Source organism: Cytobacillus oceanisediminis 2691 (genome assembly GCF_000294775.2).
Taxonomy (GTDB): domain Bacteria; phylum Bacillota; class Bacilli; order Bacillales; family Cytobacillaceae; genus Cytobacillus; species Cytobacillus pseudoceanisediminis.
On sequence record NZ_CP015506.1, the window covers coordinates 604,953 to 628,598 of the forward strand.

The 23,646-nt window shown below is 40.7% G+C and carries 23 protein-coding genes and 2 other annotated features; of the genes, 16 read left to right on the plus strand and 7 right to left on the minus strand.

Annotated elements, in window-relative coordinates:
• The first annotated feature begins 87 nt into the window (after positions 1 to 87).
• The 4 genes from A361_RS03215 (at position 88) to A361_RS30380 (ending at position 3,350) form a co-directional block, all read left to right on the plus strand.
• A complete protein-coding gene (locus tag A361_RS03215; protein ID WP_019380238.1) occupies positions 88 to 1,125 on the plus strand; it encodes an ROK family transcriptional regulator in 1,038 nt (345 codons plus the stop codon).
• A gap of 13 nt (positions 1,126 to 1,138) precedes the next feature.
• The gene (locus tag A361_RS03220; RefSeq protein ID WP_019380239.1) at positions 1,139 to 2,365 is read left to right on the plus strand and encodes an MFS transporter; all 1,227 of its coding nucleotides are present in this window, start codon (positions 1,139 to 1,141) and stop codon (positions 2,363 to 2,365) included.
• Between the two features lie 21 nt (positions 2,366 to 2,386).
• Positions 2,387 to 2,947 carry a sugar O-acetyltransferase gene (locus A361_RS03225; RefSeq protein ID WP_019380240.1) on the plus strand — a complete coding sequence of 187 codons (561 nt, stop codon included), beginning with the start codon at positions 2,387 to 2,389 and terminating at the stop codon, positions 2,945 to 2,947.
• 244 nt (positions 2,948 to 3,191) lie between these two features.
• Positions 3,192 to 3,350: a hypothetical protein gene (locus tag A361_RS30380; protein WP_009335387.1), complete on the plus strand. Its 159-nt coding sequence runs from the start codon at positions 3,192 to 3,194 to the stop codon at positions 3,348 to 3,350.
• 267 nt (positions 3,351 to 3,617) lie between these two features.
• Here A361_RS30380 and blaI read toward each other — a convergent pair whose 3' ends face one another.
• A complete protein-coding gene (gene blaI, locus A361_RS03230; RefSeq protein WP_019380241.1) occupies positions 3,618 to 4,004 on the minus strand; it encodes a penicillinase repressor BlaI in 387 nt (128 codons plus the stop codon).
• Positions 4,005 to 4,038: 34 nt separating this feature from the next.
• Positions 4,039 to 5,820 (minus strand): BlaR1 family beta-lactam sensor/signal transducer, encoded by a 1,782-nt coding sequence (locus tag A361_RS03235; protein WP_019380242.1) that lies wholly within the window; start codon positions 5,818 to 5,820, stop codon positions 4,039 to 4,041.
• Between the two features lie 245 nt (positions 5,821 to 6,065).
• On the opposite strand from A361_RS03235, the gene bla reads away from it, so the two are divergent.
• Together bla and A361_RS03250 are read left to right on the plus strand one after the other, a co-directional pair.
• On the plus strand, positions 6,066 to 7,007 hold the full coding sequence (bla, locus tag A361_RS03240; protein ID WP_019380243.1) for a class A beta-lactamase: 942 nt from the start codon (positions 6,066 to 6,068) through the stop codon (positions 7,005 to 7,007).
• A 529-nt stretch (positions 7,008 to 7,536) separates the two neighbouring features.
• Positions 7,537 to 8,391 (plus strand): manganese catalase family protein, encoded by an 855-nt coding sequence (locus A361_RS03250; RefSeq protein WP_019380245.1) that lies wholly within the window; start codon positions 7,537 to 7,539, stop codon positions 8,389 to 8,391.
• Between the two features lie 161 nt (positions 8,392 to 8,552).
• Here A361_RS03250 and asnA read toward each other — a convergent pair whose 3' ends face one another.
• Complete coding sequence (asnA, locus tag A361_RS03255) at positions 8,553 to 9,515, minus strand: aspartate--ammonia ligase (protein WP_019380246.1); 963 nt, start codon at positions 9,513 to 9,515, stop codon at positions 8,553 to 8,555.
• 609 nt (positions 9,516 to 10,124) lie between these two features.
• Here asnA and A361_RS03260 point away from each other — a divergent pair.
• The 5 genes from A361_RS03260 (at position 10,125) to A361_RS03280 (ending at position 15,500) form a co-directional block, all read left to right on the plus strand.
• A complete protein-coding gene (locus A361_RS03260) occupies positions 10,125 to 10,955 on the plus strand; it encodes a glycerophosphodiester phosphodiesterase (RefSeq protein WP_019380248.1) in 831 nt (276 codons plus the stop codon).
• A 107-nt stretch (positions 10,956 to 11,062) separates the two neighbouring features.
• Positions 11,063 to 11,584 carry a GNAT family N-acetyltransferase gene (locus A361_RS03265; protein ID WP_026041589.1) on the plus strand — a complete coding sequence of 174 codons (522 nt, stop codon included), beginning with the start codon at positions 11,063 to 11,065 and terminating at the stop codon, positions 11,582 to 11,584.
• A gap of 247 nt (positions 11,585 to 11,831) precedes the next feature.
• The gene (locus tag A361_RS03270) at positions 11,832 to 13,040 is read left to right on the plus strand and encodes a hypothetical protein (protein ID WP_019380250.1); all 1,209 of its coding nucleotides are present in this window, start codon (positions 11,832 to 11,834) and stop codon (positions 13,038 to 13,040) included.
• An 18-nt stretch (positions 13,041 to 13,058) separates the two neighbouring features.
• Positions 13,059 to 14,321 (plus strand): Zn-dependent hydrolase, encoded by a 1,263-nt coding sequence (locus tag A361_RS03275; RefSeq protein ID WP_019380251.1) that lies wholly within the window; start codon positions 13,059 to 13,061, stop codon positions 14,319 to 14,321.
• A 3-nt stretch (positions 14,322 to 14,324) separates the two neighbouring features.
• The gene (locus A361_RS03280; RefSeq protein ID WP_019380252.1) at positions 14,325 to 15,500 is read left to right on the plus strand and encodes a M20 family metallopeptidase; all 1,176 of its coding nucleotides are present in this window, start codon (positions 14,325 to 14,327) and stop codon (positions 15,498 to 15,500) included.
• Positions 15,501 to 15,685: 185 nt separating this feature from the next.
• On the opposite strand, the gene A361_RS03285 is transcribed toward A361_RS03280, so the two are convergent.
• From A361_RS03285 to A361_RS03305, 4 genes are all read right to left on the minus strand, one after another.
• A complete protein-coding gene (locus tag A361_RS03285; protein WP_019380254.1) occupies positions 15,686 to 16,042 on the minus strand; it encodes a cyclic-phosphate processing receiver domain-containing protein in 357 nt (118 codons plus the stop codon).
• 165 nt (positions 16,043 to 16,207) lie between these two features.
• Positions 16,208 to 16,696 (minus strand): SRPBCC family protein, encoded by a 489-nt coding sequence (locus A361_RS03290; protein ID WP_009335375.1) that lies wholly within the window; start codon positions 16,694 to 16,696, stop codon positions 16,208 to 16,210.
• Between the two features lie 153 nt (positions 16,697 to 16,849).
• Positions 16,850 to 18,049 carry a threonine--tRNA ligase gene (gene thrS / locus A361_RS03295; RefSeq protein WP_019380255.1) on the minus strand — a complete coding sequence of 400 codons (1,200 nt, stop codon included), beginning with the start codon at positions 18,047 to 18,049 and terminating at the stop codon, positions 16,850 to 16,852.
• A 325-nt stretch (positions 18,050 to 18,374) separates the two neighbouring features.
• Positions 18,375 to 18,608, minus strand: a binding site (T-box leader).
• Positions 18,609 to 18,648: 40 nt separating this feature from the next.
• Positions 18,649 to 18,883 (minus strand) — a binding site (T-box leader).
• A gap of 67 nt (positions 18,884 to 18,950) precedes the next feature.
• Positions 18,951 to 21,110 carry a YhgE/Pip domain-containing protein gene (locus A361_RS03305; protein ID WP_019379585.1) on the minus strand — a complete coding sequence of 720 codons (2,160 nt, stop codon included), beginning with the start codon at positions 21,108 to 21,110 and terminating at the stop codon, positions 18,951 to 18,953.
• A 220-nt stretch (positions 21,111 to 21,330) separates the two neighbouring features.
• Between A361_RS03305 and A361_RS03310 the strand changes: the two genes are divergently transcribed.
• The 5 genes from A361_RS03310 (at position 21,331) to A361_RS03330 (ending at position 23,566) form a co-directional block, all read left to right on the plus strand.
• On the plus strand, positions 21,331 to 21,792 hold the full coding sequence (locus A361_RS03310) for a GNAT family N-acetyltransferase (protein ID WP_019379584.1): 462 nt from the start codon (positions 21,331 to 21,333) through the stop codon (positions 21,790 to 21,792).
• A gap of 148 nt (positions 21,793 to 21,940) precedes the next feature.
• Positions 21,941 to 22,144: a hypothetical protein gene (locus A361_RS03315; RefSeq protein WP_019379583.1), complete on the plus strand. Its 204-nt coding sequence runs from the start codon at positions 21,941 to 21,943 to the stop codon at positions 22,142 to 22,144.
• 242 nt (positions 22,145 to 22,386) lie between these two features.
• Positions 22,387 to 22,611: a hypothetical protein gene (locus tag A361_RS03320; RefSeq protein WP_019379581.1), complete on the plus strand. Its 225-nt coding sequence runs from the start codon at positions 22,387 to 22,389 to the stop codon at positions 22,609 to 22,611.
• Between the two features lie 108 nt (positions 22,612 to 22,719).
• Positions 22,720 to 23,016 carry a short-chain dehydrogenase gene (locus tag A361_RS30185; RefSeq protein WP_236888049.1) on the plus strand — a complete coding sequence of 99 codons (297 nt, stop codon included), beginning with the start codon at positions 22,720 to 22,722 and terminating at the stop codon, positions 23,014 to 23,016.
• 151 nt (positions 23,017 to 23,167) lie between these two features.
• Complete coding sequence (locus A361_RS03330; RefSeq protein ID WP_019379579.1) at positions 23,168 to 23,566, plus strand: cytidine deaminase; 399 nt, start codon at positions 23,168 to 23,170, stop codon at positions 23,564 to 23,566.
• Positions 23,567 to 23,646: the final 80 nt, after the last annotated feature.

Below are 23,646 nucleotides of genomic sequence, written 5' to 3' on the forward strand. Positions count from 1 at the left end.
ATAAACTTATTAAAGATCTTTAATAAGTTTATTATTGAATACTTTTTAAATCTGTTTAATAAGTATGATTTGCAGGTGGTGAGAATAATGAAGACTGCTCCAAAAGCTTTAAGCCTGGGCATCCTTTCTGGTATTCGCAGATCGCTTTTAGACCTGGGAAGTGCAACCAAAGTTGAACTAAGTGATAAATTGGGAATCAGTTTTCCGACGATAAGCAAGTTCCTTTCACAGATGGAGAAGGATGGGGAAATTCTGTCGTCGGGACTGGATGAATCCAGCGGCGGGAGAAGAGCGAAAAGATATACATACAATCCTGACTATATGCTGGGCCTGGCAATTTTCTTAGAGAAGACAGAGACGAATTATGCCATTTTTAATTGTGCGGGAGAAGTGAAGGAACAAGGAACCGTTCAAAGTGTATTGACTGACGGCGGGCTGAATTTATTAACGGGCTCGATTGAAAAATTATTGGCGGATAAACAAGCAATCCGGTCGCTTGCCATTGGGGTGCCGGGTTCCGTTAAGAATGGGCGGATCTTTTATATACCCGGCTATGAACAGTTTCAAGACTTCGATATTAAAGGATATTTTGAGAATCTCTTTTCGATGCCAGTTGTTGTAGAGAACGACATGAATGCTGCTGTTCTTGGATATCACCATTCTAATGGGATAAAAGATCATCAATCCCTTGTGTATTTATATTCCGGTCAAAATGGTCCTGGTGCGGGATTTATGATCAACGGGGATGTTGTGCGGGGAAACACTTTTTTTGCCGGGGAAGTTTCATTTGTTCCTCAATATGATGACCGAAACTTCCGCGAAGCCTTGGAAAATGGATTCAGTCATAAAGAGGTGCTGATATCCAGAGATAATCAGGTTGATGCTATCAGCAGATTAGTAGCCTCAATTACGGCTATCATTAATCCTCATACGTTCATCTTCTGCAAAGATGAAGTGGAAGAGACCCTGGTAGAAAAAATTGCAGCAGCAAGCTCAGAATACATCCCGGCAGAACATCTGCCCATTCTGGCAATAAGTGATTGGAAACAGGACTATTTATACGGATTGCAGAGTCTGGGGCTGGCGCTTATGCTTGAGTCGCCTGAAAAATATATCAGAAAATAGGTGAGGCTGAAGCATGGCAACAATCCTTTTGGTGATCATATATTTGGCTTTTATTAGTCTGGGTCTTCCGGATTCAGTGTTAGGGGCGGCATGGCCTGTCATGCAGGCAGACTTAGGCGCCCCGCTGGAGACTGCCGGATGGCTTTTTATGACAATAGCTGGCGGTACAATCATCTCGAGCTTAGTTAGCGGAAGAATACTCAAACGGTTTGGAACTGGGAAGGTATCTTTTTTCAGTACGTTAATGACTGCTGCCGCGTTACTTGGCTTTTATTTTGCTCCATCGGTTTATTGGCTATTTCTATGTGCCATACCTCTCGGATTGGGGGCAGGTGCAATTGATGCAGGATTAAACGATTATGTTGCTGCGCATTATAAAGCACATCATATGAGCTGGCTGCACAGTTTCTGGGGAGTCGGAGCCACCATTGGCCCGATCATCATGGCCCAGTATATTGCAGGGGGGAACTCCTGGAGCAATGGGTATTTTGCCATTGCAGGAATACAATTTGTGCTGGCAATCATCCTTTTGCTGACTTTGCCTTTATGGAATAAAGGAAAGAAAAATAATAAAGCTTTAGTTGGAGAGGCGGAGGAATCAGGAGAAAGAGTGGATCATGCTGAAATTGTAAAACCGCTCCAAATCAGAGGAGTTAAATTAGCTTTATTATCCTTCTTGTTTTATTGCGGGGCAGAAGCCACGATGGGGCTCTGGGGAAGCAGCTTTCTGGTAAGTATGAAGGGCCTGCCGGCAGCGGAGGCTGCCCAATGGGTTTCCTTTTATTTCGCAGGCATTACAATTGGCAGATTTATTACTGGTTTCATTACGTTTAAAGTGAATAATGGTACTCTCATTCGGATGGGGCAAATTCTTGCACTTGCTGGTGCCATCCTTCTTTTCCTGCCATTTACATCCGTTTTCGCGCTTGCAGGCTTTGTTTTGGTTGGATTAGGATTGGCACCAATCTTTCCGTGTATGCTGCACGAAACGCCAGCGCGTTTTGGGAAGAAGCATTCCCAGACCATCATGGGTTATCAAATGGCTGTTGCATATACAGGCAGTACCTTTCTGCCGCCTGTTCTAGGCTTCATTGCCTCTCATTCAACAATTGGGATTTTCCCGTTATGTATTGTTCTTCTTGCTGCAGCAATGTTCTTAAGTTCTGAAAAACTGAACCGCCTGCTGAATAAGAAAGAGATTAATAGCTCTGAGGATGTTACCTTTAGCACAAATAGATAAATTTGAAAGTAGGCCATTAAAATGAAAACAGAAAAAGAGAAAATGCTGGCTGGAGAAATGTATGATCCTGCCGATCCGGTATTACTAAAGGAGCGCGAAGAAGCAAGGCGAAAGGTCAGAATTTATAATCAAACTCTGGAGACTGAAGGAGAAAAAAGGACAAAATTATTAAAGGAACTGCTCGGTTCAACCGGGAAAAACGTTTATATGGAGCCAAATATCAGATTTGATTACGGTTATAATACGCATGTAGGAGAAAACTTTTTCGCGAACTTCGACTGCACTATTTTAGATGTCAGTGAAGTTCGTTTTGGAGATAATTGCATGCTTGCACCCGGAGTGCAAATTTATACGGCAACACACCCGCTTCATCCTGCTGATCGCAATTCAGGCAGAGAATACGCAAAGCCGATCATGTTTGGAAACAATGTATGGATTGGCGGAAGTGCCGTAATCAATCCAGGTGTAACAATTGGGGACAATGTTGTTATCGCTTCAGGTGCAGTTGTTACGAAAGATGTGCCTGATAATGTAGTAGTTGGCGGAAATCCAGCTAAGATAATTAAACAAATTGAGCTTTGAATTCTCCTAAAGCATCAATAAAAAGAAAAGCCAATTCCCATTGCGGAATTGGCTTTTCTTATGTTTCAAGGTGCAGGGAAACTGACTTTATTTTTCAAGCTTCCGTTAATTCTTAACTACAGTGGTTTTTGCATGAATATGGCGTTATTGCTCATTAGAAGTGCTGCTCCCATGAATCTCCTCAACACGAATAATATTGCTCATCTAAGATAAAACTTTTAAATAAAAACATTGGAGGAAAGACATGAGAGAAAAGAAAGAAAAGCAGCTCGGGAATATCCAAAAAAATGCTCAGGATTTATATGAAATAAGCAATACTGAATACGGACTTGAATCAGTTGCTGAAGGCTGTGATTTCGCTGAGGGGGAAAAGGATACACCGCCCAATTGTGGAGAGTTATAGGGTAATGGCCTAGTGTTTGGGATTGATCTGAAACAGGCATTCAAAAGGAAGGCTGCGATTTAGCAATAAACATACAAAGTGAACAGGTAAAGACCGAATGAAAATAGTAAGCATGAATTACAAAGTATAAAGAAGAAGGAGAGCAATGGATTTGCACAATGCTCTTCTTCTTTTTTAGTATTATTGTTAAGGTAATCCCGGCTTAGGCTCCAGCAAGGATAGCAGAAGCTAAAAACCCCAGCCATTGTAGAGGGCCACGCATGTAGGTTATTGATCCTTCTCTTGTTTCTTTGCCAAAATCGTCTGCAGTTCGTTAATTTCCTCATCAGACAGGGAGTCTTCCTGGATGAATTGGACTAGCATGGATTTCACCGTTCCGCCATAGATTCGCTTGATAAAGGATTGAGCTTCAGCCCGCTGGCATTCATCCTGTGAATAGAGCGGGAAAAAGGTATAGATTCTCTGGTTTTTATTTACGCCGACTACATTCTTATGGACAAGCCTATCCAGAAGAGTACGGATTGTTTTGGGCTTCCAGTCTGTACTCTCTTGTAAGGATAGAATGACTTCATTAGCCGTTTTGGGTGCGCCGTGCCAAAGAACAGTCATGACTTCCCACTCGGATTCTGAGATGCTGGGAATCCTATCAGTCATATTACCGCCCTCCTTCTTTAATGAGATGAAGCAATTAATAAATGCCTTTCTGCTTCAAAATGGATAATGTAATTTCAGCTGCTTTACTTCCATTAGAGTCATCTTCATTCTGTATATTCGTTGCAAAAAAGTATGTGTCCTGCCCTGACTCAACATATCCAATGAACCATCCATTGATGTTTTTTCCATTTACAGTGCCTGTACCTGTTTTTCCTGAAAGGAGGGCTCCCTCTTTTCTCTCTAGTTTAATGGAATCCTTCACTGTTTGGATATTCTTTTCTTTAAATCCAAATTGATTTGCATAAAATTTTTTAAGCAGCTGAACTTGTTCCACTGGAGAAATTTTAAGGGAAGATTCCAGCCAATATTCGTCTATTCCACCAGTTAGATCACGATTCCCGTACTTGATTCGGTCTAAGAAGGTTTGAATAGTACCGGGCTGCACCTGCTGGTCTAACGATTGAAAATACCATGTAACAGAATTTCTTATTGCAGAAGTTAAATCCTGATCCGCATTCCAGGAATCAATAGGATACTTAAGTCCGTTCCATTTGGCCGACGAGTTTTCAACCGTTATGGTGCCTGATTCTAAACCAAGCAGAGCACTATAAATCTTATAAGTGGAATTTGGTGAAACCCTTAATGTGCTTTTATTCCGATTATGAATAAGATATTGGTCTGCTTCTTTATCATACAACACAAAGCTTCCATCAAACCCTGCAAAATAATTGCCTAAATCCTCATAAATAATGTTATCATCCTTAAATTTATAGCTGCTATTTTCATGAGCCATTACAGAGATAAATGGAGCTTGGCCTGCAATAAAAATCCCCGCAAAAAGGAGTACTGCCGCACTTTTCCATCTCAGCAGTTTTGATTCCGGTTTAAAACAGGCAATTTTTTCGATTCTCGTTTTGATCTGTTTCTTTGACCCGTTTAAATGGTTTGCCAAATCGACAGTCACTGCCCTTGAGGCATTATGGGCAAAATGAATAATGCTGTTTCCATACTCCATATAAGCCTTCTCATCCAAAGAATTTAAAACCTTAGCATCACAGGCGATTTCGCGATCCAGCCTCATTCTCCTAAAAGCAAGCCAAACTAAAGGATTAAACCAATATAAAACTTGAAGAATCACCATAAAATAATTGACTGCAAAATCTTTATTTTTATAGTGGCTCAGTTCATGTAAAAAGATATATTCTATATCCTTTTCAGAAAGCCACTCGTCAAAATGGCGGGGAAGCACCACATAAGTCTTTAAAAGGCCAAACGTCATTGGGGTTTTAACGAGAGATGACTCTCCGACAATAATACATCCAGTAATCTTCAGTTTGTGTTTGCAGTCCTCGAATAATGATAAAAGCCCGTTATTTCTCAGGCTGTTTGTGTGTTTCTTTATTTTACTGATCTTAAGCATTGCGAGCAGCGTAAATACAGTTAAAATAGCCACTCCGGAAATCCAAATAAAGAATAAAGCATTATTTAATAATGTTAAATCATAGCGTTCCACCGAGACGGTTATGTCCTCCATCCAATTATTTTGCCTTAATGGAACCTCTGCAGATGGCGCAGTTTGGGATTGAAGGCTGCTATTGCTATTCCAAAAGGATAATGAATCCGCAAATGGCATGAATTGTAATGGAATAAGAGGCAGTGGCAGAGCAAGCAATACTAGAAACCAAAGATTATAGTGAGCTTGGGCTGTTAAATGTTTCTTTAAAAGTCTTTTTAACAGAAGAATGACTCCGATTGTAAAAGAAGACACCAGCAGACATTCCAAAAAAATAGATAAGAACTGTGAGCTTGTTATCATCCTCAGACCTTCCTTCTAAAATTTCACATCTAGTTTTAATTCCCTGGATAAAATGAATACCAATCCTGCTAGCATTCTATTTTTACTTTATCAAATCATGGTGATCTTGTGAAACACCATAATATCATGGGTTTCTAGCGGTTGACAAAAAAAGATTACAAATGTAGTATTGTATTACACTCGTAGTCTCTATGCGTTGTTTAAAAGTAAAAAGCTTAAAATTTTTATGGAGAGAGGTAATAAATATGAGGAAACAATATCATTCTGTTTTTAGTAAGAATAGGTTAAAAGCAGTCCGGCTAGTCAGTTTGGTTCTGCTTCTTGCCCTGACTGGCTGTGCAAATGGCAGTTATCAATCAGATGTCAGTGCGGCAGAAAACTCCAAAGAAACTTCTGTAAATACAAAACAAAAATTCAAAAAGCTGGAGAAGGAATTTGACGCACGGCTTGGTGTGTATGCATATGACACAGGAACGAAAAAGACAATTACTTACAGGTCTAACGAGAGATTTGCCTACGCATCTACATTCAAGCCGCTGGCAGCTGCAATATTGCTGCAGAGAAAATCACTGGAGGAAATGAATGAAATCATTACATACACAAGTGATGACCTGGTGACATATTCTCCTGTTACAGAAAAGCATGTAAAGACTGGCATGACTTTAAGGGAACTCTGTGAAGCGGCAATCCGGTTTAGCGACAATACAGCAGGCAACTTAATTTTAGAGGAATTAGGAGGGCCTGAAGGATTCGAAGCAGCTTTGAAAGAAATGGGGGATACTGTTACAAAGCCTGAGCGGTTCGAGACGGATTTGAACGAGGCAGAGCCAGGGGACATTCGGGATACAAGTACACCTGAAGCACTTGCAGCAAGCCTTCAGAAAGTTTTAATTGGCCATTTTCTGACTGAAGAAAAGCGGAACATTTTAACCGAGTGGATGCGGGGTAACGTTACTGGGGATCCATTAATCCGTGCTGGTGTGCCAAGCGGCTGGGAAGTAGCTGATAAGAGCGGTGCAGCAGGCTTCGGAACACGTAATGACATTGCGATTGTCTGGCCGCCGAACAGGGAGCCGATTATCATGACGATCCTTTCCAGCCGGGATTCAAAGGATGCCGAATATGATAACGCTCTGATTGCAGAGGCTGCGGAGATGGCAATAAAGGCTTTGGATGATGAAGCTTGAATGACTGGGGAAGGACAAAGATTATGTTTTCCTCCTCCTCCCGCCAGATTTTATATTCGAAATCTGAGAAAAATAGACATGAAATTGATAGTTTCGATTTAGAACATATCCGAATTGATAAATATGATGGGGGCACTATTGGAGGAGTTCTACTGTTTCAACAGCGGGACTTAAACTAGATGAATGGAAAGTCCTTGAGTGGAAAGAGTTATGGGGGAGGAGTATCTTCATGGTGTTAGGATGATGGATATTAAATCCGAATTTTCATCGGTTTATAGCGAAAGGTACTATTTGACTCAATTGAGTCTTACCAAGCATTTTCATTATTTTGTATATAAATAGGCAGCCAAGCAATTTATGAGTTCACTTTAGCGCTGCTTTCATAACTAGCTCTAAAGTTAAGCATCACCATGTAGTAACCACTGCGCGTCTCTATATATTCCTTTTTCATTAATCCAAGGTACTGAGCATAAACGAAAGCAGGCATTCATAAAGTTATATGGTATGAGAAAAATTAGGGAGGGCTTATATGTTTTATCACATCAAAGAATTACAATATCATGCCAAACCTGAAAGACCTGATCCTGTTTATGCGAAGAAACTTCAAGAGGTACTTGGTGGCCAATTCGGCGAAATTTCTGTAGCGATGCAATATCTGTTTCAAGGCTGGAATACCCGGGGGGATGGGAAATACCGCGATCTTTTAATGGACACAGGGACAGAAGAATTGGCACATATCGAAATGCTTTCAACGATGATAGCAAGATTGCTTGATGGAGCACCGGTGGGGGCACAGGAGGAGGCAGCCAAAGATCCTGTTTTGGAAGCAATTTTAGGAGGGATGAACCCTCAGCATGTAATCGTTTCTGGATTGGGGGCAATGCCTGCTGATAGTGTCGGCAATAGGTGGACAGCGGATTATATTATTGCGAGCGGAAACCTATTAGCTGATTTCCGGGCGAATCTTACAGCAGAATCCCAAGGGCGTCTTCAGGTAGCCAGACTTTATAATGAAACTACTGATCCAGGTGTAAGAGACATGCTGGCCTGGCTCCTTGCAAGGGACACTATGCACCAAAATCAGTGGATCGCAGCGATTCGGGAATTGGAATCAAAAGAAAATATCGTGGTTCCGAGTACATTCCCTAAACACTTAGAAAAACAGGAAGTCTCATATGTTTTATTCAATTTTTCAGATGGCGATCAAAGTGCCAAGGGGCGCTGGGCAAGCGGGCCAAGCATGGATGGCCAGGGAACATTCCAATATGTTAAAAATCCGCAGCCATTTGCAAAAAAACCTAAGCTTACGCCAGCTCCTCCATATATATATAATACACCGCCTTCAGTTATGAGGCAGGATCAAATTCCCCCCAGTCTTTCATAAAACTACTCCCTGACTTTTCGTATGAAAAGCAGGGAATTTTCATCTTTTAATATGGGATACTGTGTAGTCAAGCCTACACTAGACATTTAGAGGAAAATAAAGAGCTGATAACTTGGCAGGAAGCTATCAGCAGTATTGTTTATAAATCAAAAAGGGGTAATTCACAGCAGGTTAATATTATTTTCTTGGCAGTATCTTAGTATTTCTACATTCCAAACTGAAGCCTGGACTTCCCCAATATGTGCTTTCTTTAATAAAAACATGCATAATCTGGACTGCCCTATACCTCCTCCAAGTGTATAAGGAAGTTCTCCATTAAGAAGAGATTTATGAAACTTCAGTAAGATTCGTTCCTCATTATTTTCAAGCTTTAATTGTTTTAGCAGCGTATTTTCATCTACCCGGATACCCATAGAAGAGATTTCAATAGACCTTTCCAGCAGTGGGCTCCAAAATAAAATATCTCCGTTAAATGACCAGTCATCATAGTCTGGAGAACGGCTGTCGTGCTTTGTTCCAGACCGCAGAGCTCCACCGATTTGCATTAGAAAAACAGCGCCGTATTCCTTTGAAACGGAATCCTCTCGCTCCTTTGGGGTCAGGTGGGGATAGAGGTCCTCCAGCTCCTGTGCTGTGATAAAATAAATATCCTCTGGCAATACCGGCTTAAGGGCGGGGTGAAACTCATACATGTGTTTTTCCGTCGACTTCATTGCCTGATAGATATTCCTTACCTCGGCTTTGAGTGTTTTCAGATTTCGCTGATCTTTTGAGATTATTTTTTCCCAGTCCCATTGATCCACATACATTGAGTGAAGGTTGTCTAATACCTCATCTCTTCTAACGGCATTCATATTTGTGTAAAGTCCCTCACCAATAGTAAACCCATATCTGCCTAAAGCGACTCTTTTCCACTTTGCTAAAGATTGAACGATTTCAATTTGATGATCTTTAATATCTAAAGCATCAAATGAAACAACTCGTTCGCTTCCGCTTAAGTTATCGTTTATTCCATTGCCTTCACTTACTAATAAAGGTGGTGATACCTTTATCAGGTTTAAGTTCTCTGAAAGCCTGGCTTCAAAATGCTTTTTTAATTCATTAACAGCAATTTCTGTATTCATTAGATTAAGTAAAGGTTTGTATCCACCTCTTGGAATGACTAATGTCTTAGGTATTTTAATCACCTCCAAATTTTTTGGAAAACAAGACTGAAACCCTAACTGATAATTTTCAGGCTATTTTTATGAATGGATGAGTCTTAACCATTTAATATTAAAAACTAAATTATGTTATGTATTCTTTTTCGAATCGTTACTGTTAATTTTTATGGGGAATAAGCAGCAAAAAGTGAGTGGAGGACATTTCCCTCCGCCTTGACTATATTGCAGGCTGCCCTGTATATGGATAATGTATGATGCACGTCGTTCCTTTTCTGGAAGAAATGTTTTCCATTTTTGCAGTTTGCTGTGTATTAAACATTGGATGCTGATAATAGCCATGCTGGTTTTCAACCATCCCCAAACATCAAATACTATTTCCTGGATACAGGTAAAATTGACTGATAAAGCATTTTCACTAAATTGTATAAGTGTAATTGTAAAAAAAACTAGGGAGAAAGGCTGGTTTTTTTTCATACTATCTTTATTTATCTATAAAGACATCAACACACTAGATCAACATCTCTTTTTTAGAATATGGTTGAATACATATTTAGATAGGAGATGGAGAGCATGAACAAAAAATTATTAATTGGTACAGGGGTGGCTTTGTCACTGCTGTTCAGCCCAATCAGCCAGGCGTTCGCAGCAGAACCGACAACAGGAGAAAGGAAACAAGTGGATAATATAGCGCATCGCGGTGCCACAGGGTATGCACCGGAGAATACAGTAGCCGGCTTTGATCTGGCTGTAGACATGAAAGCTGATTATATCGAAATTGATGTTCAAAGAAGCAAGGATGGCGAATTAGTGGTAATTCACGATACATCTGTGGATCGTACAACAGATGGAACCGGAAAAGTGGGGGATTTAACGTTTGACTATTTAAGAAGTCTCGATGCCGGCAGCTGGAAAGGGGAACAATTTGCCGGGGAACCAATCCCGACATTTGAAGAGATTCTGGATCGCTACCATGGTAAGGTTGGAATATTAATAGAATTGAAGGCTCCAGAGCTTTACCCTGGCATTGAAGAACAAGTGGCGGATAAAATAAAAGAACGAAATCTTGATAAACCGCAAAATGAAAAAATCATTATCCAATCTTTTAACTTTGAATCCATGAAAACAATGGATCAGCTTCTGCCTAATGTTCCCATTGGTGTACTGACATCTAATCGTGCGGATACTACAGCGGAAGCTTTACAGGAATTTTCAGCCTATGCAGATTGGTTTAATCCAAGCTATGGAATTGTCACAAAAGAATTAGTGAATCAGGTTCACTCTCTTGGCATGCAAATTGGATCATGGACAGTGCGCAGCCAGGATGCCGCCGACTTCCTGTTCGAAATGGATGTTGACGCCATTATTACCGATTATCCGGATTATGTTGATCCTAGAAACTAATATCAGGAAAGGGAGCAGCTGCTGCTCCTTTTTTTTGCTGAATTGGGAAAGGGATTATTTGTGTTTCTATGGAATATAAACCTTATCCTTTTTCAGAGGTGAAGCTCATGAACATAAGAAAAGCTGTTTTAGCTGATTCAAAGGGTATTGCGAAGGTACATGTTGATAGCTGGAGAACAACCTATAAAAATATCATTCCTGATGAATTTTTGAAGAAGCTATCCTATGACAGGCGTACGGAATTATGGAATGAAAATATTATAAAAAAGGGAAATTATGTATTTGTTGCGGAAAATAGCGATGGTAAAATCATCGGATTTGCTGATTGCGGCAAGAGAGAAAGTAATCATGTTCCGGAATCCGGTGACTTAACTGCCATTTACCTCCTAGAGGAATATCAAGGTAAGGGAGTTGGCAAGAGGCTATTAAGGAAGGTTTTCCTGCAATTTGAAGAACTTAGCTTTAATAGAATTTTTGTTGAGGTACTTGAAGATAATAAAACCCGCCATTTCTATGAGTATTATGGTGCAGAATTATATAAAATAGAAAAGATTACTATTGCAGGTGCTGAATTGAATCTTCTTATATATGAATGGAATAACATTGGGGATGTATTAATTAAATTCTAATCCAGAAAACTCGTCATATTGACGAGTTTTTATTTTTCTCCAGCTCTCATGAACTTATAAAATAATAATATTATTTTACCAAACTATATAAAGAATTAAGCTCCATACAAAAAGTGGAATGACATCGCTTACATAAAATTTTCAATAATTTAAATTGACTGAAAAGTATAATTGTATTATTATTCTAACAATATATATTTTTCGCAACACGAATGAATAGGTATTCAACATAGAGGGGGAAGGGTTTATGTCACAGCTGTTAGCGTTAGTAATTCTTTTGCTTATTTTATTTATTGGAGATTTGGTTGCGGTTCGCACGAAGGCATGGGTGCCGTCCATTTTCGTCTGTGCCGTACTGTTCCTTGCCGGCTATTGGACTTTTTTTCCGCAGGACATCGTAGCTTTGGCAGGAGTTCCGCCGGTTGTGGCTACGATGATGATGTACTTATTGATTACCAATATGGGGACTTTGCTATCGATTCAGGAATTGAAAAATCAGTGGAAGACGATTGTGATTGCTTTGTCAGGGATTTTGGGAATTATCGCGATATTACTTGGAATCGGTACCTTTATCTTTGGATTTAAAACGGTGGTTGTCGCCATTCCGCCATTGGTTGGAGGCGTTGTATCTGCCCTGATTATGTCCGAAGGAGCGAAAGAAGCGGGACTGGCTTCTTTATCTGTCTTTGCAATCGTGATTTATGTTATGCAGGGATTTGCTGGATATCCGCTCACCTCCATTGTCCTGAAAAAAGAAGGAAAGCGGCTTTTACAGCAGTACCGAAGCGGAAAGCTTGCTTATAAGACACAGGGCATGGCGAGTGAAGAGACGGCTGCAGCAGCAGAGGGAGCTCCAAAACCTGAGCTTAAGCTTTTTCGAAATATGCCGGAGAAATATAATACAGATTTCTTCAAATTTTTAAGATTGGCGGCAGTATCCTACCTTGCTTATCTGACATCAACACTGCTGGCTCCAGTTGCGAGTGTCAGTCCATTTGTACTTTGTCTATTGTTCGGGGTTATTGCCACAAGTATTGGCTTTCTTGAGAAGCAGGTACTGCAGAAAGCAAATGGTTTTGGCTTTGCGATCATGGCCCTGATGCTCTTTATTTTTGACGGCTTAAAGCAGGCTACACCCGGGATGATGCTTGAGATTATTTATCCGCTGGCAGGAAGCATTATTCTAGGCGTAATAGGAATGTATATCTTCTCATTCATCGCAGGGAAAATTTTAAAGGTGAGCAAGGAAATGGCTTTCGCGGTTTCGCTGACGGCACTATATGGTTTCCCGGCTGACTACATTATTACAAATGAAGTGATTAAATCATTGACAGAAGATGAAAAAGAGAGGGAAATGCTGACCAGCAACATGCTTCCGCCTATGCTTGTCGGGGGATTCATCACGGTGACGATTGTGTCGGTGGTATTAGCCGGAATTTTTGTCGGACTATTATAAGAAAGGGATTGGATCGAAATGAGTGAAGTTCAAACAGGGAAAAATGTGAATCTGGAGAAAGTACAGGGGCGAATCAAAAACCATATTGACACATTAAGCACTTATACAGCGACTCCAGGCAAAGGAACAACCCGGCTGACGTATAGTCAGGAGGATCTGCTTGCGCGACAGTATATTAAGGGGAAAATGAAGGAAGCGGGCTTGGCTGTCCGTGAAGATGGATTGGGAAATATCTTTGGAAAGCTTGAAGGGTCCCTAAAAGATGCACCAAGTGTTCTGATCGGTTCTCACTTTGATTCCGTCCCGAATGGGGGATCCTATGATGGTCCTGCCGGAGTTGTAGCAGGACTTGAAGTCGCTGCACTTTTCACTGAGAACGGATTAACGCCAAAATATCCTCTGGAGGTTATCGCCCTTATCGAAGAGGAAGGCTCCAGATTTGGCGGCGGCTTAATGGGTTCACGCGGAATGGTCGGTTTGCTGGCTGAGGAAGACTTTAAATCATTGAAGGATAACGATGGCATTACGACCGTTGAAGCCATGAAGAAAATCGGGCTCGATCCGTCTCTTCCGAAAACAAGAGACCAGCAGTCAGTAAAGGCTTATCTGGAATTGCACATTGAACAGGGACCTATCTTAGAAGAAAAGAATATCCCAATAGGGGTAGTCGAAGCGATTGTCGGCTTAACGCAATTGGAAGTAACCGTAAAAGGACAGGCCGGGCATGCCGGGACCACTCCAATGGACAGGCGGTCTGATGCGCTGGTTGCGGCCGCCGGGATGATAGCCCAATTCCCGGAGCTGGCTGCTGCCGAAGGAGAAGGAACGGTAGTAACCACTGGGCAAATGCAGGTCTATCCAAATGGAGCCAATGTAATTCCGGATCAAACGGTCTTTTCTGTAGACATTCGCTCCGGCAAGGAAGAACATGTCCAGAATGTTATTCAAAAAGTAAAAGAATTAGCAGGGATCTATCGTGATAGCGGAGTAGAAATAACGGTTGAACAGCTTTTATATATTCAGCCAAAAGAGATGAATAAAGAGATTGTGAGTCTGTTAAAGAAGAAAAGCAGTGAACTGGGTTTCACTTCATGCCCCATGAATAGCGGCGCCGGGCACGATGCAATGGTTTTCGCTGATTACACAAGTACTGGGATGCTGTTTATTCCAAGTAAAAATGGCCTGAGCCATTGTCCGGAAGAATGGTCGGATTCCAGGCATATTGCCGAAGCTGTTCAAATCCTATTTGAGGCAGCAATAGAGTTAACGGAGGCGGAGTAAGAGATGATTCATAATGGGCTAAAAGAATTAATTGGAGCATATAGTGATGAATTAACGAAGCTGCGAAGAAAATTGCATCGTGAACCAGAGGTGTCATGGGAGGAATTTAAAACCACCCAATTTATTTGTGAGTACCTAGATGGTCTGGGCATTCCCTTTAAAAGAACGGAACCAACAGGTGTTATTGCTGAAATAGCAGGCGGGAAGCCCGGAAAGACGGTAGCTTTAAGGGGAGACATGGATGCGCTGCAGGTGGAGGAATTGAATAAGGATCTGCCTTATGCCTCCCTGGAAAATGGAAAAATGCATGCATGCGGACATGATGCCCATACCGCGATGCTGCTGATTGCCGCCAAGGCATTAAATGAGATAAAAGAAGAATTGCCGGGGAATGTCCGCCTGCTGTTCCAGCCAGCCGAAGAAGTAGCGGAAGGGGCGAAGATGATGGTGGAACAGGGAGCGATGGAAGGTGTGGACAATGTCTTTGGCATCCACATCTGGTCGCAAATGCCGACGCATAAAGTGTCCTGTACACCTGGGCCATCCTTCGCATCAGCTGATATATTCAAGGTGACATTCAAAGGAAAAGGCGGGCACGGGGCGATGCCGCATGACTGCATTGATGCTGCTATAGTGGCCTCATCCTTTGTCATGAATGTCCAGAGTGTTGTGTCCAGAACCATTGATGCCCAGCAGCCTGCCGTACTCACCATTGGAAAAATGATGGTGGGCACAAGGTTTAACATCATCGCTGAAAATGCAGTCATCGAGGGAACAGTCCGCTGCTTCGATCCTGAAACAAGGGATCATATTGAAAGACAGCTTGAGAATTATGCTGAGAAGACGGCATCGATCTATGGTGCTGGTGCAAAAGTGGAATACATTCGGGGTTCCCAAGCGGTAATTAATGAGGAATACAGTGCAAACCTTGTGCAAAAAGTTGCTTCTGAAGCTTTCGGGGAAGATTTTCTTTATAATGAAAATCCAACAATGGGGGCGGAGGATTTCAGTTTTTACCTGGACAAAGCACCTGGCAGCTTCGCCCTAGTCGGCAGCGGCAATCCAGAGAAAGACACCGAATGGGCTCATCACCACGGCAAATTCAATATTGACGAAGACGCCTTATCGACAGGCGCAGAGCTATATGCACAATATGCCTGGGCATATTTGAACGTATAGGAGTAAAATCTTAAAGCTAAATCCGCTCCTCTATATGGAGAAGCGGATTTATTTTTGCCTGGTTCCAGTTATTCATATCATTTTTAAAGTCATGAAAAAAGAAGCAGTTAAAAACTCTGCTTCCCATATACTGGTGACATATATATATATCCTGTGATCAAGGGGAATAGGTATGGTGAATTCTACTATTTTTGCAGATGATTTGGCGGAATGAAGTTTAGGGGCAGTGGCCTTAAGATTACTTTAATATCAGTGGGCATTTCAAAATCCTGCTGTGCTTGTTTTAAATAATGATACATAGCTTTCCCGCCTGTGGAATTGGCAGAGTGAACAGTTATGCGATCCGCAAATAACTGTTTTTGAACCATTAAATGAACAAGCATAAGACCATTTCTCGATTTACTTACTAAATCATGGTCTAAAGACAAGTGGTCAATTTCAAAGGTCTGAAGCAAATGGATACACTCATCAATGGTCTCAACTAATACATGACCATCAGGCGCTTTCCGATAATCATCCAGGAATACGCTTATTTTCTCCAATTTTATCCCCCTTTCGAAGGGGTGACTAAGAAAAGTCAAGTTGACCCTAAGGGTTTGATTCACCTTTCATTGTAACATACATATGTAAGTAAAGATACCGAAGAGGGATTAATTGGAAGAAAATTGGCTGCGGTTTTAAAAAAGAGTGTCCGCAGGTATTTGCTTTCAAGGCTGGCAGCAGAGGTTTCCTTCGCCCTTTTCAAGAGCTGATTTTAAACTGTCCAGTACACCTGACCAGGCCATTTGATGCCAGTTTATTGCTTCAATCCAATCTTCATGATTCTTAAATCCTCTATGTTCAACAATCACCTTTGATGAATTTTCATGGATTGCCTGGAAACTTACATGAACAGTTGTTAATTCATCCTCATTATTCATTAAATCCTCAAATTGGTCTGGGCCTTTCCATGTGAACTCAAGCTCATTTTCAGTAATAAGCTTAGTAATTTTACATCCCTTCGTATTCATGCCCGTACTATTTCCGGGAATAAAATAAAGCTCATAAGCTCCGCCTTCCTTAGCTTCTACTTTCGCTTCAGGTGCAAACCATTCAGATACCCTATCAGAGATTGTCCAAGCGAGCCATACCAGATTGAGTGGTGAATTGATTGTTGTCTCATTAATAATGGCTTTCTCAATTGCAGTGGTTTTCAAAATAATCCTCCCCTAAGTGTAAAATTATTACATTTAAATAATAACATTATTTTGAAAATTAAGATATTGTTAACTGGAGAAAATTCGGAGAGATAGATTATTTGTAAAAGAGGAAAGCCCAAAAGGAATAAATTCCTTCTGAGCTTGAAAGATTTATCTGCCGCCGTTTGTTTCATTAATAAACCGCTCAATTACTTCCTCAATGCTCATCACACCGATATTTCCCTCTTTACGTTTTCTCAGTGACAGGGATTGCTGCTCCATTTCTTTATCACCAATCACCAGCATGTAGGGAACTTTCTGTTTTGCGGCTTCCCTGATCTTGAGTCCCATTTTCTCTGTTCTAAAGTCGGCTTCAGCACGGATGCCTGCTTCTTCCAATTGTGATTTCACATAGTCTGCATATTCAGCATGCGAGTCAGAGATTGGAATGATCTTTGCTTGAACGGGTGACAGCCACAGTGGGAAATCGCCTGCAAAATGTTCAATTAGAATAGCCATGAAACGTTCAACTGAACCAAAAATTGCCCTGTGAATCATAATGGGAAGGTGAAGTTTGTTATCTTCACCAACATATGCACAATTAAACTTTTGCGGCATTTGAAAATCCAGCTGGACAGTACCGCATTGCCAGCTTCTGCCGAGCGAATCCAATATATGAAAGTCAATTTTCGGCCCGTAAAACGCCCCATCACCAGGATTAATCTGATAGTTTACTCCTTTGTTTTTCAAAACAGATTCCAAAGCTCCTTCAGCACGTTCCCACATTTCTTGTGATCCCATGTATTCCTCCGGGCGTGTTGAAAGTTCAACTTTATAGTCAAAACCGAAATGGGAGTAGAACTCATCAATTAGGACAAGTATTTTATCAATCTCGGCCTCAATCTGATCAGCCATCACAAATAAATGGGCGTCATCTTGAGTGAACGACCGGACTCTTAACAGTCCATTCAAAGAACCCGAGAGTTCGTGTCTGTGGACTAATCCCAGCTCCGCATAGCGGAGAGGCAATTCCCGGTAGCTTCTCCGTTTGCTATTGAAAACCAATATCGCACCCGGGCAGTTCATGGGCTTTATCGCATAATTTTGCTCATCCACATTTGAGAAATACATATTTTCATGATAATGATTCCAATGGCCGGATTGTTCCCAAAGTTCCTGTTTCATCATAATCGGTGTCTTAATTTCCTGATAGCCTGCCCGCTGGTGTTTTCGTCTCCAATAACTTTCAAGTTCATTTCGCATCACCATTCCATTTGGCAGGAAAAAAGGCATTCCTGGGGCTTCCTCCATGGATGTGAAAAGCTCCAGCTCTTGACCTAACTTTCTATGATTTATTTTTTCTGCTTCCATTTCAATTCCTCCTGATTTTTAGTTATAAAAAAAAGACCACACTCCTCCCAAACATAGGGACGAGTGTGGTCGTGGTGCCACCCTAATTCCATAAAGCAATCGAAAGACTGTTTTATGCTCAAAAAGATAACGGATTCCCCGATTATGGATACTCTGATATAGATCATTTCCCCATAATAGCTCCAAGGCGGTAAATCATTCCCTTTTCTTCAGGGCTTGCAGCCGGTGACCCTGATCTCTGGAAAGAAAATAAAGAATGATTCATGTCCTTATCAACGCTAATTATATAGTTTTAATTAAAATAAAAAGCCGCACTCATCCCAGCAAAAGGGACGAGTGCGGCCGTGGTTCCACCCTAATTCCATAAAGCATGCCGAAAGACTGCTTTATGCTCAAAAAGATAACGGATTCCCCGATTATGGATACTCTGATATAGATCATTTCCCCATAATAGCTCCAAGGCGGTAAATCATTCCCTTTTCTTCAGGGCTTGCAGCCGGTGACCCTGATCTCTGGAAAGAAAATAAAGAATGATTCATGTCCTTATCAACGCTAATTATATAGTTTTAATTAAAATAAAAAGCCGCACTCATCCCAGCAAAAGGGACGAGTGCGGCCGTGGTTCCACCCTAATTCCATAAAGCATGCCGAAAGACTGCTTTATGCTCAAAAAGATAACGGATTCCCCGATTATGGATACTCTGGTATAGATCAATTCCCCATAATAGCTCCAAGGCGGTAAATCATTCCCTTTTCTTCAGGGCTTGCAGCCAAATGGCCCTGATCTCTGGAAAGAAAACAAAGAAAGATTCGTATCCTTATCATAGCTCATATTTATATTTTTACTGATTTTATTACACATTTTGGAAAAGGTCAAGAGGGTTAATAAAACTTTTAAATCCTAATGAAACAACCCCGATTCCTTTGATTTTTTCATTAGCGCTTTTGTTTTTCTGCTTAATGGCTCTTTCAGGAAGGTTCCAATTAATAGTGCAATGAAACCGAATAGCGTCAGGACCAGAAGGTCTCTGTAAACTCTTTCCCAAACAATGCCTCCAACAGCTTCTCTCATTAAATCAATGGCATAAGAGAAGGGCAGGAAGGGGTGGATGGTTTGGAAAAATTCAGGAAGCAAGGCGGTCGGATAGGTTCCGCCAGCACCTGCAATCTGAAGCACCAGCAAGACAATCGCCATGGCTTTTCCTACATCGCCAAATACAGATACTAATGTATAAACAATTAATATAAACACTAAACTGCTTATCAGTCCAAACAGGATAAACCATACTGGTTCAGTTGCATCCACTCCGAGAATTAAGATATTCCCTATTGTCACTACGAGGGTCTGTGCAAATCCAATGCTTAGGAAGGTCAGCAGTTTGCCGAAATAGATTTGTTTTCCCGTAAATTCTTCATGATGATGAACATCTGTAGCCAAAAGGGAAATTAATAGAAGGGCACCTACCCATATCGCAAGTACGGTATAAAAGGGAGTCATTCCTGTTCCGTAATTTTGGATTGGGAATAGGCTGTTTTTATTAAGCTGAACAGGTTCCTCGAAGAAACCCTTCTCTGCTTCGGGATCATTTTGCAGCAGCTCAATGATCTCGTTGATGTCTGTCTCGCCCTTGATGTCCCGAATCCGATCGGCTAATTGATTAATCTTTTCGCTTATATATGGAAACTCTCCGATAATGTGCTTAAGCGTTTTTTCTCCTTCACCTAAGTTCCCCTCTGTATTCGCAAGGATTTTTTCGATCTCAGGCATGGCGGATTGTATTTCAGTCAGGATATTCCGGGCATTACTCAATGTTTCCTTGGCGCTGGCCACTTCCTGTTTGATGGCTGGCCGGATGTTTTCATTATATTCTTTAACGAATGCGTCGATCCTGCCTGCGGTTACAGCTGAATTTTCCTGAAGCCGGGTGATTAAATCATCTGCTTCCTTCTGCTTGTCTGAAAGAAAGGCATTGATCTTTTGTCCGTTTTCCTGGATAGTCTGCAGTTCCTGTTTTAATAAGGCTATTTGTTCCAGAGCCTGATTGATTTGTTCCTGATTTTGGCTTGTGCCTTGTTCCTTATTGGATTCCTGCAGCTGCTTTAGCGCTGTTTCGATAGTCTCGATATTCTGAAGCGAACCTGCTATCTGCTCATTGATTTGATTGCCTATTTCCTTTCCCTGGTCCAGGTTCAAATCAGAGGATTGAACCGAGGAGATAAAATCGTTCACCTTTACCGCCATATTCTGGACCTTCTCCAGATTCTCCTGAATCTGGGGCTCCATTGCATTCAGGCGATTCTCAGCCTCATTTATAAATTTCATCGTTTCATTAATGGTCTGCAGACCGTTTCCTGTTGCGCGTTTGGCATCAGGAACGAGTGCTTGTGCCTTATCAATCATTTTTTGGGCATTTTCTGCATCTGACAGGGAGCTGCTTAATAAGGAATGGATTTCAGGAAGCTTTTCCTCCATTTGAAAAACATACTCTTCGAACCGCTTTATATCCGGAAGGTCTTTTTCAATCTCCAGACCCAATTCATTAAACTTCTCAAAAATAGTGCCGTTAACGGTTGAGATGAAATTGCTTGTAACCGTATCGACAATCCCGCCTGCACCTTTTTCTGTGATTTTAGGTGCAATGGCATTGATTTTTTCATTCACATAATACTCGATTTTCGCTTTTTCGGGCTGGTCTTCAATGACGGTTCCTAGCTTCTGGGAGAAATTATCCGGAATCACAATGACAGCAAAATAGTCGCCGTATTCCACCTTATCCATCGCGTCTTTACGGTCATCAAAGTGCCAGTCCATATCATCGTTCTTCTTTAATTCCTTGACGATGTCATCTCCAATATGTATGTCCTTATCACGAACCACTGCTCCGGCATCTTCATTCACGATTCCTACTGGAAGCTGATCCGTTTGACTATAGGGATCCCAAGAAGCCTCGATGTTAAACCAGGCATATAAAGAAGGCAGTAACGTCAAGCCTCCGATTAATACTGCCGCAACCCAATTAGTAAAAATACTTCTAATATCCATTTTGTAAATTTTCCACATGCTGTTCAGTCCAATCTGCTTGTCTTCCTATAGATTTTGTGAATAATCGGTTAAATATATTCAGAATCTCAGTGCACAACAATTCTACCCCTATAAAAAAAATGTGTAAAACCAAAAAGGCGTGAGTAATTACTTTTGGGTCTAAAGGAGGAGAAGACATTATGGATTGATTTGGTAAACTGTTCTGGATGAGAAGAATAAAAAGCTGGGAGAGGGTAAAATGGATTGGAATATCAGAAAAGCTGCACTTAAGGATGTTGATGCAATTACTGGATTAAGAATAGAGCTCCTAAAGGCGGTAGGAGACGTTAGTGAAGGAAACAGAGCAATAGTATTTGATGCAAACGGGAGATATTTTCAAGAAAAGTTGTCTAATGGCGGTTATTCTGCTTGGGTAGCTGATGTTAGGAGGACAGTTGTTGCCATAAGCGGCTTAGTGTTTTTTGAAAGACCACCGCATGGGGAAAATATAAGCGGATTAGAAGCATATATAATGAATATGTATACTAAACCGGAATATAGAGGATATGGGCTAGGTCGTTCACTTTTAAACGAATGTATTAATAATTGCAGGAGTTTGGGGGTAGGACGTATTTGGCTGCATTCTTCACAGGATGGCTATCATCTTTATAAGAAAATGGGTTTTATTGATAAGGATTCTGAGATGGAGTTACTATTATGAAATCAGCTGCCAGTGCAGGCGGCTTTTTTTATATGCAAAAAAATTTCAGAATCCTCAATTAAAGGTATTTCTTTTTTGTGTTAAAATGGAAATTAAAGGATGTCCGTGTTTTGTGTTAGATTGGAACAACTTTGTGAGGGGATTCAAAGTGAACGCTGAAGAGAAAAGAAGAAAAGTCCAGCGAAAATATCGGGAAAAAATGAGCAGCATAAATGAATCCCAGGAATATAAGGGTGGAATCTTTTTTATTTTCATTTTAATCATTTTCATTTTTTTATTTAATTCTGGCTCGCTGTTCATGGAAAGAGATGTAAGAATTATAGAAGTGAAATATGTTGATGATGGGCTGTAAAGCGGAAGAAAAAGAAATTACTGCTTCTTTTGCCTTTCCTCTAAATAAACCCATGAGTAGTAGCTCATCCAAAAACGAAGGGAACTATTGATACGAGATAAAATTTATAATCTGGAACCACAATAATGGAGGTTATAAATATCAAAAGGGCTGGAATAAACAGAATAAAGTATTTTCTCCAGTGCATATCCATCCCCCCCTTGGTGCTTGTCAAATAGATTTATATGCATAGGAGAATAAATATGATTAACATATATAAACAAGCCATGAACGGCTTTTTGGTAAATAATTTAACAGCATTTGATAGTGAAGAGAATGATCATCAGCTTATTTACCATTTGAAAAAAGGCCCTGTCCAGATACTGGGTGAATTCAGTTCACAGAAATATGAGAGCGGGTGTGCATATGTGATTTATGCTGAAGAAGAGGTTATTTCTGTTGATAAGGAATTGGTAAAAATAAAATAAGCTACATTCGGGAATCCAAGGAATTAGATGGGGCACCCTTTGCTTTAGGAGTTAAACACAGTGCCTGTCCACGAATTTGGCATAATTGAAGATATAAATAATAGTTAAATTGGAATTGCGTATGAACCGGTAAAATATGATTGTATTTCTGTTGATGATGAAATAGTTGATACTATATATGAGAGATTACTTATTGTAAAAACCTATTTTCATTCACTTGACCGCCCAGAGTTTGGATTGGCATTTAGCGGCATCACGATCATTCCGCCAGAATCATTATCATTATTCTATGATGTGGTTATTTCATTGAACTTGTATGAAAACTCCCTTGAACTTTATGAACTAGCACAAAAGATTAAAGAGGCATATGAAGGCAGAAAATATATGATTCATTATGGAATATGATATATTGAGCCCCTTCCTCTATTCATGTATGAAAATATCAAGTCTTTATTGACAAACATTTCAAAAAAATATATATTAAAAATCCTGCCAATTTTACATTGGCCTAAGGGACTGTGAAAAGTTCATTCTTCTTTGAAAAGGATGGGTAACTATGAATAAAGAGCAATTGATGGAAAGTGCACGCAGTATGAGGGAAAGAGCTTATGCTCCGTATTCAAAATTTCCGGTTGGAGCCGCTTTATTACTGAAAGACGGCACTGTCATTAATGGAGTGAATGTGGAGAATGTATCGTTTGGTGCGACGAACTGTGCCGAGAGAACAGCAATTTTCACTGCAATTGCGAATGGTTACAAAAAAGGTGATTTCCAGGCTATAGCTGTAGCAGGAGATACGGCAGATTTTCTTCCGCCTTGCAGCATCTGCAGACAAGTTTTAGCCGAATTCTGTTTGCCGGAAATGCCGGTTTATTTAACAAATGAGAAAAAAGAAATATTAGAATTGACATTAAAGGATTTATTGCCGTATGCATTTACGGATTTAGAGATGTAGCATAAATGGAGGGCGAGTTTTGAGAGATATTAATCAAAGCTTGCCCTCTTTATTTTTTTTTGCAGTAATATGCTTATATA